Origin of the sequence: Streptomyces sp. NPDC059785, assembly GCF_042732375.1 — a bacterium.
GTDB lineage: Bacteria > Actinomycetota > Actinomycetes > Streptomycetales > Streptomycetaceae > Streptomyces.
The window spans coordinates 21135-33433 of sequence record NZ_JBHWHV010000056.1 but is presented as its reverse complement, the minus strand read 5'-3'; the positions used below and the strand labels follow the sequence as shown (position 1 = coordinate 33433).

Genomic DNA, 12299 nt, shown 5'->3' with positions numbered 1-12299 from the left:
GAAGTGACTGCGGGAGTCACCATCTGACCGGGATTGCGGTGTCAGCCTGTTCTGACATCGTTCAGAGCCATGCGGTGGGAGCATACGGGGTGCTTGTCCGCTGGGGTCCCGTCTGCCGGCGCGCGGCGGTATCGCGCATCCCGCTTGTCCGTTGTTGCTTCGCGGCCGCGTCGGGTGCCCTGGGCGGTGGGCCCCGCCGTCTGACGCGGGGTCAGGAGAGAGCCGAAACGATGGGGTGGCCGGGGTGGAGTTCTACAGGGCGGACTGGCCGGCGGGTGAGGTGCCGGAGGAGACCACGGGCTTCGTCGGCCGACGGGCCGAGCTGATCAGGGCGGGCTGCGCGCTTCGGGAGGCGAGGATGGTGACGCTGACCGGTGCGGGCGGGGTGGGCAAGACCCGGCTCGCCCTGCGCACCGCGGCCGGGCTGCGTGCTGACTTTCCGGACGGCGTGTGGCTGGTGGAGCTCTCTCCGGTGCCCCGCACCGGCCGGCACGGCGCCGAGGAGCTTGCCCTGATCGTCATGGAGGCTCTGCGGCTGGCCGACCAGACCACCCGTCCGGCGATCGAGGTGGTGGCCGAGTGGCTGGCCGACAAGCGGCTGCTGCTCCTCCTGGACTGCTGCGAACACCTCACCGCTCCGTGCGCCGATCTCGCCGGGAGCCTTCTGACCGCTGCCCCGGGGCTGCGTGTCCTGGCCACCAGCCGCCAGCCGCTGGGCGCCCGGGACGAACGCGTGCTGACGGTGCCCCCGCTGCCCGTCCCCGGGCCCGGCCGGCCGCGGTCCGGGACGGAGCAGGGGGAGGATGCGGTGGCGCTGTTCCTCCAGCGGGCCGCCGGCACCGCGCCCGGTCTGGCCGCCGACACCGCGGCTCAGGGGACGGTGACGGAGATCTGCGCCCGCCTGGAGGGCATCCCGCTGGCCATCGAGCTGGCCGCCGCCCGGCTGCTCGACCTCCCCCTTGACCAGCTCCGGGCCCACCTCCAAGCCCGCTTCGACGTGCTCGCCGCCGACCCCGGCGCCCACGGTCACGGCGAGCCGCGGCATCAGGCGCTGCGCACCACGATCGGCTGGAGCCACGAGCTGTGCGCCCCGCGGGAGCGGCTGCTGTGGGCGCGCCTGTCGGTCTTCGCCGGCGGCTTCGACCAGCCGGCGGCACAGGCGGTGTGCGCGGGCGGGCCGCTGGCCGCCGCCGACGTGCCGCGACTGCTGGACGGCCTGGTGGCCAAGTCGCTGCTGCAGCGGCGGGCGTACGTCGCGACGGGGGCGGTGCGGTACGCGATGCTGGACACGGTGCGCGAGTTCGGCGCCGACTGGCTGGCCGAGCTCGGCGAGGCAGGAGTCACCGCCCGCCGTCACCGCGACCACTTCCTGCACCTGGCCCGGCGGGCCGACGCCGAGTGGGTCGGCCCGCACCAGGTGGCCTGGTGCCGGCGCGCCATCGTCGACCACGCCAACTTCCGCACCGCCCTGGACTTCTGCCTGACCGAGAACGAGGGGCAGGCCGCGCTGGAGCTGGGCGGTGCTCTGTGGTTCTCCTGGTTCGCCTGCGGGTACGCCCGGGCGGGCCGCCACCACCTGGACCAGGCCCTGGCCCGGTGGACGGAGCCGGGCCCGGCCCGCCGCAAGGCGGTCTGGGCCTGCGGTGTGGCCGCCGTCTCGCAGGGCGACGCCGACACGGCCACGCGCCTGGGCAGGGAGTTCCGCCTCCACGCCGAGGCCGCCGACAGCCCGGCCATGCTGACCGCAGCCGCCTACCTCGACGGCATCAGCCTGCTGCTGTGCGAAAAGCCCGCGGAGGCCGCCGCAGTGTTCGACGCCGTGTCCTACACCCAGGACCGCAGCAGCGCCTACGCCGGGGCGCGCTTGATGGTCTGGGCGACCCGGGGGTTCGCTCATGTCGCTCTGGGGGAGTTCGCAGACGCCGCCGCGGTGGCCGACGCCTTGCACAGGGAGTGCGACCGGCTAGGCGAGCGGTGGGCCCGTGCCTGGGCCGACTACATCCACGGGCTGGCGGAGCGCGGCCTCGGCCGGCCGGAGATGGCCGCCGTGTACGCTCGGGCCGCCCTGGAGGGCAAGGCCCTGCTCCACGACAGCCTCGGTACCGCCACAGCCACCGACCTGCTGGCCTCCGTGACCGCGGACAGCGGCCGCGGCGAGCGGGCGGCCCGACTGCTCGGCACGGCCCAGAAGATCTGGGACACCCTCGGCCGCCCCCAGATGGGCATGCCCCAACTCATCGCCGCCCGCACTGCCTGCGAGCGTCAGGCACGGCAGACCGTCGGGGACGCCGCGTACGAGGCTGCCTACCGCACCGGCCTGAAGACCGGCATCGACGACGGCCTCGCCCACGCCCTGCGCCGTACCTGAAAGGTGGGCGTGCCGTGAGGTCGCTGGTCACCGCCTCGAAGTCGCTGCTCAGATGGGTGGCGGAACGTCGCACCGGCGGCGGGGCGGAGCTCTCCGCAGCAGTGATCCACTCCGGATGCCGCCGGTCGTCAAGGCGGGTGAGCATCTCGGCGACGTCACGGACGCATTCCGTGGTGACGTTCAGCTCCGGGCAGCGCGCGAGGAGTTGCTTGGGGTAGAGCGTGACTTCGTCCGGGAGCGCGGCGGGGTGACGGGCGAGCCGGCTGGTGACCTCGCGCGCCGAGGGTGCGCGGGGCACCGATGAGGGTTTTGGCGTCATCAGCCAACTCCTCGACGGCGCCCGCCGCTACTTCGACGGCGCCCGCGACCGACCTCACCGGCCCCGAACCCCGAGGATGCATCGCTGGCGGAGGCGGGTTCTGAGTCGCCAGGTGGTGGTGCGGACCGGGCGGCGTCCCCAGAAGCCCGGACCGGGGCCGGTGCACCTCTTGTGCGCTTCTGCCTTGGTCGCCCCGGCCTTGGCATCGTTACTGGTGGGAAACCGAGGTCGGTCGGCCGCGAAACATGTACGGCTCAGGTTTGTTCCTGTCCGCGAGACGTCGTCCCGCGCGAGTGACATCAGGAGAACCGTGAGCACGTCACCTCATTCATTCGTTCCCTCGCCCGGCACAGGGCGTCCGCGCGAGCGTGGCGGTCCGGCCCGTCTCCGCCGACCGCCGTCCGGCAGGCCCGTCGCGGGTGTGCTCTTGTCCGTTCGGCGTCGGTTCCATGCATGAGGTGTTGTGGGTGACCGGGCTCGTCGGCGGAGCGCTGTGCCTCATCGGCCATCTGCCCTGCCGCGTACGGCAGTGGGCGCCGCACGCGGTTGCGCTGGCTGCCATGTTGCCGATGGCCCCGGGATCGGGTGGGCGGGTCCCACTGGTGGCGGGAACCGTCGCGCTCGTCGTCGCCTTCCTGTGGCAGTTGCGCGCGGGGTGTCCGTCCCGCGGATCCGCGGAGTCGGTGGACACGGCCGCGATGGCGCTGCTGGCGGCGGCCATGGTGGTTGTGGAAGGAAGCCATCATGCCGGTGGCGTCACCGGTGACGTCTCCGCCGGCCTCGCAGATGGCGTCGCACCGGCCGGATTCGCGACATGGCCGGTGCTGTTCGCCGTCGCGTGCTGGGGCGTGGCCCGCGCGGCTGCGGTGCTCGTGCGCCAGGCGTGGCCGCCCCGGCTCGTCGCACGCCCTCCGGCGCGGCGCGCGTTGTTGCTCGGCGAGGCGGGCGGCGCGCTCATGGTCACCGCCATGGCGGTCATGCTCGGACTGCCCTGACGGCGTCGCGGCACGCGGCGGCGACGATGCCCCGCCGGAATCGAGGACGCCGAACCGCGGCGGGCACGTACACCCCGCCCCGCGTTCGCGTGGACCACCCGCCCCGCGCGTTCGCGTGGACCACCCGCCCCGCGTACATGTGCGGACCACCCGCCCGCGTACACGTGCGGACCACCCGCCTCGCACCGTGCAACGCGCGCGCCGCACGCCCCGGTTTAGCGAGAACCGGCACGGCCGGGGGAGGTCGCGCGGTGACGCCGGCGTATGCGCCTCTGTTGTTTTGGATCTCCTTATGTCAAGATTGGATCCAACTGCACGTAGGTCGGATGCAGAAACAGATGTCAGTCGGAGCTGAACCGGATCGCAGGAGGAGCGCGATGCTCAGACGCGAGGACAACGAGCGCGTTACCCGCACAGGCCCGGGCACGCCCCTCGGACAGCTCATGCGTGCTTACTGGCAGCCGGTCGCCCTCGTCTCGGAGATGCCGGGGGAACGGCCGGTCAAGGCGATCCGCATCATGAGTGAGGACCTGGTTCTCTTCCGGAGGGACGGCGCCCCCGGTCCGGCCGGCGACGGGACGGGCCGTCCGCAGGGCGGGACGGACCGTCCGCAGGGTGCGGCCGAGGGCGGTGCCTGGGGCCTGGTCGGCCGGTACTGCGCCCACCGGGGCGTCGACCTCTCCTACGGACGCCGGGAGAACGGCGGACTGCGGTGCCTCTACCACGGATGGCTCTACGGCCCGGACGGCCGCTGCCTGGAGCAGCCCGCGGAACCCGAGCACAGCGGCTTCGCCGCCAAGGTGCGCATCCCGAGCTACCCCTGCGTGGAGCGCAACGGCATCGTCTTCGCCTACCTCGGGACCGGAGATCCGCCGCCCTTCCCGGCGTACGACTGCTTCCGTGCGCCCGAGGAGTACACCTTCGCCTTCAAGGGCTGGTGGGAGTGCAACTGGCTGCAGGGCGTGGAGGGCGGGATCGACCCGAGTCACGTCTCCTTCCTGCACCGCTTCGTCGGCGAGGACCCGCGCGAGGTGTACGGGCAGCAGTTCAGCGAGGAGGTGGCGGGCACCGGGAAGAAGCTCTCGGAGCTGGTCGGAGCCAGTTTCCGTCCGGACATCGAGGTGGAGAGCGCCGAGCACGGCCTGCGGGTCTTCGCGCTGCGCGACCTCACCGAGGACGTCCGGCACGTACGGATCACCAACCTGGTGTTCCCCAACGCCTTCGTGGTGCCCTTCGGCAACGGTAAGGCCTTCTGCCAGTGGCACGTCCCGATCGACGACGAGAACCACTACTGGTTCATGATCCTTTACGACTTCGAGGGAATCACCGACAAGGAGACGCTGCTCGCCCAGCGCCTCAAGGAGGTCTCCCTGCCCGACTACCGGCCGCTGCGCAACCGCCGCAACGACTGGGGCTTCGACCCCAGGGAGCAGCGGGAGCTCACCTACACCGGCATGGGTCTCGACATCAACGTCCACGACCAGTGGGCGGTGGAGAGCATGGGGCCGATCCAGGACCGTACCGTCGAGCGGCTGGGCGTGTCCGACCGAGCGGTCACCGCCAACCGCAGGCTCCTGCTGAAGGCGATCACGTCCTTCGAGAACGGCAATCCGGTGCCCGGCCTGCCGCTCGACGCGCGGTCGGCCGAGGAACTGACCGGCCCCCTGGCCATCGACACCATCACGCCCGCGGACGGCTGGGAAGAGGCCTGGCGGCAGCGGGAGTCGGAGCGTCGCGCACGGTCCCCGTGGGCGGGCCTGGAAGTGCGGGAGGTGGGCAGTGCGCAGCGCTGACGAGCGGCCGCGGGCCGAGGGCGGCGACGGGCCGAGCGCCCGCCCGCTGGCCTCCGCCGCAGCCGGCGGCTTCGTCGAGCGGCACGGGCTGTGGGACGAGCGGCAGTACGCGGCGGCCGGCCACGTCCGCCGGGTGATCGACGAACTCGGTCTGGAACGGGTGCGGTTCTCCTTCGCCGACCAGCACGGGGTGCTGCGCGGCAAGACACTCACCCGTGAGGCGGTGCCCGGCGCGCTGCGCTCGGGCGTCACCGCACCGTCCTCGCTGCTGCTGAAGGACACCTCGGGCCGGACCGTCCTCCCCGTCTTCTCGGGAGGCCCGAGCGGCTCGGGCGGCGGCCCACTGCTCCCCGGGCGTTTCACCGGCGCCGGCGACATCGTCCTGGTGCCCGACCCGACCACGTTCCGGGTCCTGCCGTGGGCCGGACGGACCGGCTGGATCCTGTGCGACCTCTACCACCCGGACGGCACTCCCGCGTCGTTCTGCCCGCGCGGTCTGCTGCGCGGCAGGCTGGCCGCACTGGCACAGGCCGGGTACGAGCTCACCGTCGGCGTGGAGCTGGAGTTCCACGTCTACCGTCCGGTGGCCGGCGGGCCCGCGCCGGTGGGCGTGGGACGGCCGGGCGCGCCCGGCCCGGCACCGGAGGTGGAGCCGCTGAGCAGCGGCTCGCAGCTCCTGCACGAGGAGGGTCTGGACCGGCTCGACGACCTGGTGGACCTGTTGTACCGCGGGCTCACCGGTCTCGATCTGCCGCTGCGCTCCCTGGAGCTGGAGTTCGGGCCCAGCCAGCTGGAGCTGACCCTGGACGCACGGGACGCGGCGCGGGCCGCGGACGACGCGCTGCTGGCACGCGCGGCGGTGCGGCAGATCTGCCGCAGGAACGGCTACCACGCGACGTTCATGTCGCGTCCGGCCACGGCGGAGACCGCGTCGACCGGCTGGCACCTGCACCAGTCGCTGCGCTCCCGGGCGACCGGTGAGCCCGTCTTCGACCCGGCGGCGGGAAGGGCCTCGGCGGGACAGGTCTCGGCGGCACGGACCCCGGTGGAACGGACCCCGGCGGAACGGATTCCGGCGGAACGGATTCCGGCGGGGCGGACCTCAACGGGTCAGACCTCGGCGGCGGAGGCGCTGTCACCGGTGGGCCGGCACTACCTCGCCGGGCTGCTGGAGCACGCGCCCGCCGCCACCGTCTTCACCACGCCCACCGTCAACGGCTACAAGCGCTACCTGCCGATGTCCCTGGCGCCCGACCGGGTGGTGTGGGGCATCGACAACAAGGGCGCCATGGTGCGGGTCGTCGGCACCCAGGGTGGGGGCGGCACCCGGCTGGAGAACAGGTCCGGAGAGCCGGCGGCCAACCCGTACCTCTACATCGCCTCGCAGGTGGTCAGCGGGATGGACGGGATGGCCCGGCGGCTCGACCCCGGCCCGCCGGTCTCCGACCCGTACGACGCCGCGGCCCCCGGCCTGCCCGTCTCGCTCGCCCAGGCGCTGGACGCGCTCGACGCGGACCCGGTCTTCGCCGAGGCGTTCGGCGAGGACGTCGTCTCCTGGCTCACCACCATCAAACGCGCGGAGTTCGCGCGCTATCTGGCGCATGTCTCGGACTGGGAGCAGCGCGAGTACTTCGATTTCGTCTGACCCGTGTTCCGGCCCTTCTGTTCGGGCATTCCGGACCGCATCCCGGCCTTCCGCGGCCGACCGACACCTCACGGAAGACTCCATGACCACGTTCAAGGCCCAACCCCTGCCGCTGGAACCCTTTCTCGTCGACGGCCGGTGGATCGCCCCCGGCGACCGCCGTACGTTCCCCGTCCTCGACCCGGCCACGGAGACCGTCCTGAGCCACGTCGCGCAGGCGACACCCGAGGACGTCGACGCCGCGGTGAGCGCGGCCGCCCGGGCGCACGAGGACGGCCGCTGGCGTGGTCTGCCGGCCGCCGAGCGAGGCCGGGTGCTGAACAGGATCGCCGAGCTGATCGAGGAGCACGCCGAGGAACTGGCGGTCCTTGAGACCCGCGACAACGGCAAGCCGATCGAACGCTCCCGCGCGGACACCGCGATGAGTGCCCGGACGTTCCGCCACTTCGCGGGCGCCCCGACCCGGCTGACCGGCACGGTCGTGCCCCTGGACGCCGGCCACCACGTCTACACGGTGCCCGAACCCGTGGGCGTGGCCGCGCTGATCCTGCCGTGGAACTTCCCGGTCATGACGGGCTGCTTCAAGCTGGCCCCCGCGCTGGCCGCGGGCTGCACCGTCGTGGTCAAACCCGCCGAGCAGACCCCGCTGACCATGCTCCGTGTCGCCGCCCTGTGCGCGGAGGCGGGTCTGCCGCCGGGGGTGCTCAACGTGCTCACCGGCGACGGCGAAGCGGGTGCCGCGCTTACCGCGCACCCGGGTGTCGCCAAGGTGTCCTTCACCGGTTCCACCGAGGTCGGCCGACTGGTGATGTCTGCCGCCGCCCCCACCGTCAAGCGCCTCACCCTGGAGCTCGGCGGCAAGAGCCCCAACATCGTCTTCGCCGACGCCGACCTGGACGCCGCCGTCACCACCGCGATGCGGGCCGCCTTCGGCCACTCCGGGCAGATGTGCACGGCCGGCAGCAGGCTGCTGGTCCAGCGCGCGATCCTCACCGAGATGGAGGAGCGCCTGGCCGAGGCGGTGCGCAAGGTGCCCGTCGGAGGCGGCCTGGACGGCGGGATCACCGTCGGTCCGCTGGTCTCCGAGGAGCAGCGCGGGCAGGTCCTGTCGTACGTCGAGGCCGGTGTCGCCGAGGGCGCGACGCTGGTGACGGGCGGTCAAGTGCCGGACCGACCGGGTTACTTCATCGAGCCGGCCCTGTTCACCGGCGTCACCAACGACATGCGCATCGCCCGCGAGGAGATCTTCGGCCCGGTGATGGGAGTGATCCCCTTCGAGGACGAGGAGGAGGCCGTCGCCATCGGCAACGACACCGCCTACGGACTCGCCGCGGGCGTGTGGACCAAGGACCTCTCCCGCGCCCACCGCATCGCCGCGCGGCTGCGGGCCGGAACGGTGTGGATCAACACGTACAACGTCTTCGACCCGGCGCTGCCCTTCGGAGGGTTCGGCGACTCGGGCCTTGGCCGGGACCTGGGCGACGACGCCCTGTACTCCTACTGCGAGCGCAAGGCGGTGGTCGTCGCACTATGAGTACCGACACGGCTGCGGTCTCCCCGCCGGCGCCGCGAGGACCGGCCCTCGACGTCGCCGCGCTGCGCGCCGCCACCCCCGGCATGCGCCACGCCCACCACATGAACGCCGCCGGCGCGGCCCTGCCCAGCGCGGCGACCCTGGCCGCCGTCACCGAACACCTGCGCCTGGAGTCGCTGCTCGGCGGCTACGAGGCGGCCGAGGCGCTGGCCGACCGTACGGAAAGCGTGTACCGCTCGGCGGCCCGGCTGATCGGCGCCGCGCCGGAGGACATCGCCCTGGTGGAGAGCGCCTCCACGGCCTGGCAGCGGGCGATGGGCGCCCTGCGGCTCAAGGCGGGCGACCGCGTCCTGGCCTCGTCCTCCACTTACGTCAGCTCCGCCCTGCACCTGCTTCAGATGCGGGACTCGCACGGCATCGTGCTGGAGGTGCTGCCCACGGACGCGAGCGGGCAGGTGGACCTCGGCGCCCTGGAGCGTGCCCTGCGCGAACCGGCGGCGCTCCTCACGATCGCCCATGTCCCCACCTCCTCCGGTCTCGTGGAGCCGGTCGCCGAGGCGGGCGCCCTGGCCGCCCGTGCGGGGGTGCCGCTGCTGCTGGACGCGACGCAGTCGCTGGGCCAACTGCCGGTCGGCGTCGAGGAGATGCGCTGCGGCATCGTCGTCGCCACCGGCCGCAAGTTCCTGCGCGGACCGCGGGGCACGGGCCTGTTGTACGTCGCTCCGCGGGTGCGGGAGCGTGCCAGGCCGGCCGCTCCCGACGTACGCGGCGCCCAGTGGTCGGCGGCCTACCGCTACGAGGTGGTACCGGGCGCCCGGCGCTACGAGACGTGGGAGTCCTCCCACGCGCTGCGGCTGGGTCTCGGTACGGCCCTGGAGGAGGCACTCGGCCTCGGTGTCGAGCGGATCCGGGACCACGTGACCGCGCTGGCCGCACGGCTGCGGGCCGGGCTGTCGGCCGTACCGGGCATCCGGCCCGTCGACCCGCCGGCGGCGGCCTCGGGCATCGTGACCTTCCTGCGCGAGGACGAGGACCCGCGCGAGACGGTACGGGACCTGCGGGCCACCGGATTCCGCCTGACGACCGTGCCGGCCTCGCACGGCCAGTGGGACCTGGGCCGGCGCGGCCTGGACCGGGTCGCCCGCGCCTCCCTGCACGTCTACAACAGCGAGGACGACGTGGACGCGCTCATCGCCGCGCTGACGGCACGCGAACGGCGGCGCCGAGCGGTACGGACCGCGGCTCCCGGGTCCCCGACGGCCGCGGCCCCCGTCGCCGAGTCCGCGGCCTCTCCCGCCGCCGAGTCCGCGGCCTCTCCCGCCGCCGCTTCCGCCGCTTCTCCCGCCGTCGCCTCCACCCCGGTGGCCGGGACCACCACGGCTTCGGATGCTGCCTCCGTGCGGGTGGCCGGGACCACCGCTTCGGATGCTGCCTCCGTACGGGTGGCCGACTCCACCGCTTCGGATGCCGCCTCCGTGCGGGTGGCCGGGACCACCGCTTCGGATGCCGCCTCCGTACGGGCGGCCGACTCCACCGCTTCGGATGCCGCCTCCGCACGGCTGGCCGGGACCACCGCTTCGGATGCCGCCTCCGCACGGGTGGCCGGGACCACCCGCGCTTCGGAAGCAGCCTCCGTACGGGCGCCCGTGACCACCGGCGACCGGGCCGACGTCATCGTCGTCGGGGCCGGTATCCACGGCTCGTCCGCCGCCTGGCACCTGGCGGCGCGCGGCGCGCGCGTCATCCACCTCGACCGGTTCCCGGCCGGCCACACCGAGGGCTCCTCGCACGGCCGGACGAGAATGATCCGGCGTGCCTACCCCTCCCCGGTCTGGGACGGCCTGGTCGACACCGCCTACGGGGCCTGGGAGGAACTCGAACTCGCCGCCGGACAGCGATTGGTGACGACCACCGGGGGCCTGTACGCCAGGCCGGCCGGTGCCCCGGGCACCCTGCGCGGTCCTGGCTGCGAGAACGTCGACCACGTCCGTGCCGCGGAACTGTTTCCCGGGCTGCGCCTGTGCGAGGGCTTCTCCGCGGTGCACGACCCGGCCGCCGGAGTCATCGACGCGCAAGGCGCGCTCACCGCGCTGGCGGCGCTCGGCCGCGCGCACGGCGTGGACCGGCGGGACGGCTGCGGGGTGCTCGGCTGGCGCCGGGACGGCGGCGGCGTGCGGGTCGACACGGAGCGGGGCGTGCTGCGCGCGGACCGGCTGGTCGTTTGCGCGGGCCCCTGGACCGGTGAACTGCTGCCCGCCTTCGCCCGGGCGCTGAGCGTGGTGCGGATCGTGAACGTACACCTCGGCTCCTCGCGGCGGCACCTGCTGGAGCCGCCGCTGCTGGGCGCCTTCTCCGTGGAGGTCCCGGACATCGGCCTGCTGTACGGGATTCCGGCCGTCGACGGTGCCGGCGTCAAGATCGGCCTGGACCACGGTCCCGGGGACGACCCCTCGGTACCCGCCGGGCCGGTCACCGGGGCCGAACGCGACCGGCTCCTCGGTCTGGCCTCGCGGTTCCTGCCGGCGGCCGACGGGCCGGTGGAGGAGACGATCACCTGCCGCTACACGATGGCGCCCGGCAACCGGTTCGCCGTCGGCCGGCTGCCGGGTGAGGAAAGGGTGTTCGTGGCGGCGGCCTGTTCCGGGCACGGCTTCAAGTTCGGGCCCGCGCTCGGAGCCGCGCTCGCGGATCTGGCGGAGGGCAAGGAGCGCCCGGACCTGGACTTCCTGTCCCCGGCCGCGATGGGCGTCACGGACGGGGCCGGAGCGTGAGCCGCGCGCCTCGCGCTGCCTGCGCGTCAGCCCCGGTCCGAACTGCCTGTACGTCAGCCCCGGTCCGAACTGCCTGTACGTCAGCCCCGGACCCAGCCGTCCGCTCGTCAGCCCCGGAAGACGGTGGCCGACCGCTGCTCGTACCAGCGGGCCAGTTGCTCGCCCGCGTTGATCACATGGGCCTTCATCTCGCCGCGCGCCCGCTCGGCATCCTCCGCGGCGAGTGCCTCGACGATCCGCTCGTGCTCCCGGATGTTGTCCTCGCGGTGGCGGGGGTTGTCCTGGAGGACGAGGGCGGAGACGTTGCGCGGGAACGCCTCGTTGATGTCCTTGATGGCGCGGGCGAGCCGCTGGTTACCGGCGACGGTGTGGATCAGGGTGTGGAAGCAGTCGTTGGCGGCGGTGGAGGGCGAGGCGCCCTCGCCGGGCGCGGGGCGGCCGCTGACGGTACGCACCGTGTCGTTGGCCTCGCGCAGTTCCCGCAGGGTGTCGGGGGTGATCGCGCGGACCGCGCGGACGCAGGCGAGTCCTTCGAGCTCGGCGCGGATCTCGTACGCCTCGCGGACCTCCCAGGGGGCGGGGACGCGGACCACGGCGCCACGGTGGGGGAGCACCTCGATGAGGCCGCCCGCCTGGAGCTGGCGCAGCGCCTCCCGTACGGGGGTGCGGCTCACGCCGAGCATCTTGGCGAGTTCGGCCTGGCGCAGCTGCGCCCCGATGGGGATCTCGCCGGAGAGGATCCGTGCGCGGATCGCGGCGGCGGTGTCGTCGACGAGCGCCTTGCCCTTTCCGGCGGGGGAGTCCGCGTCGGGGGCCGGGGCGGTGTCCATGAGGTCTCCCTCTGGTCGGGACCAAAAAGCTGTCTGTATCCATT

Annotated in this window: 7 protein-coding genes; 6 read left to right on the top strand and 1 reads right to left on the bottom strand. The window is 73.5% G+C overall.

All coding sequences use genetic code 11. The annotated features are described in order from the left end of the window. The first annotated feature begins 244 nt into the window (after positions 1 to 244). From ACFV6E_RS32940 to ACFV6E_RS32915, 6 genes are all read left to right on the top strand, one after another. Positions 245 to 2368, top strand: a complete 2124-nt coding sequence (locus ACFV6E_RS32940) for an ATP-binding protein (protein ID WP_385466733.1) — start codon at positions 245 to 247, stop codon at positions 2366 to 2368. A gap of 786 nt (positions 2369 to 3154) precedes the next feature. Then, on the top strand, positions 3155 to 3682 hold the full coding sequence (locus ACFV6E_RS32935; protein ID WP_385466730.1) for a hypothetical protein: 528 nt from the start codon (positions 3155 to 3157) through the stop codon (positions 3680 to 3682). Between the two features lie 377 nt (positions 3683 to 4059). Then, positions 4060 to 5475: a Rieske 2Fe-2S domain-containing protein gene (locus tag ACFV6E_RS32930; RefSeq protein ID WP_385466727.1), complete on the top strand. Its 1416-nt coding sequence runs from the start codon at positions 4060 to 4062 to the stop codon at positions 5473 to 5475. Beyond that, complete coding sequence (locus ACFV6E_RS32925; protein ID WP_385466724.1) at positions 5462 to 7120, top strand: glutamine synthetase family protein; 1659 nt, start codon at positions 5462 to 5464, stop codon at positions 7118 to 7120. Before ACFV6E_RS32930 ends, ACFV6E_RS32925 begins: the two co-directional genes overlap by 14 nt. Positions 7121 to 7202: 82 nt before the next feature. Continuing rightward, positions 7203 to 8654, top strand: coding sequence for an aldehyde dehydrogenase family protein (locus ACFV6E_RS32920; protein ID WP_385466721.1), 1452 nt, complete (start codon positions 7203 to 7205; stop codon positions 8652 to 8654). Then, a complete protein-coding gene (locus ACFV6E_RS32915) occupies positions 8651 to 11425 on the top strand; it encodes an FAD-dependent oxidoreductase (protein ID WP_385466718.1) in 2775 nt (924 codons plus the stop codon). The genes ACFV6E_RS32920 and ACFV6E_RS32915 overlap by 4 nt, the downstream gene beginning before the upstream one ends. Positions 11426 to 11532: 107 nt before the next feature. Here ACFV6E_RS32915 and ACFV6E_RS32910 read toward each other — a convergent pair whose 3' ends face one another. Continuing rightward, entirely contained in the window at positions 11533 to 12255 is a 723-nt protein-coding gene (locus ACFV6E_RS32910) for a GntR family transcriptional regulator (protein WP_385466715.1), read from the bottom strand. Positions 12256 to 12299 lie beyond the last annotated feature (44 nt).

Coding starts and splice junctions, on each gene's coding strand:
- ACFV6E_RS32930 (WP_385466727.1), top strand. CDS start 4,060: ATGCTCAGACGCGAGGACAACGAGCGCGTTACCCGCACAGGCCCGGGC.
- ACFV6E_RS32920 (WP_385466721.1), top strand. CDS start 7,203: ATGACCACGTTCAAGGCCCAACCCCTGCCGCTGGAACCCTTTCTCGTC.
- ACFV6E_RS32915 (WP_385466718.1), top strand. CDS start 8,651: ATGAGTACCGACACGGCTGCGGTCTCCCCGCCGGCGCCGCGAGGACCG.
- ACFV6E_RS32910 (WP_385466715.1), bottom strand. CDS start 12,255: ATGGACACCGCCCCGGCCCCCGACGCGGACTCCCCCGCCGGAAAGGGC.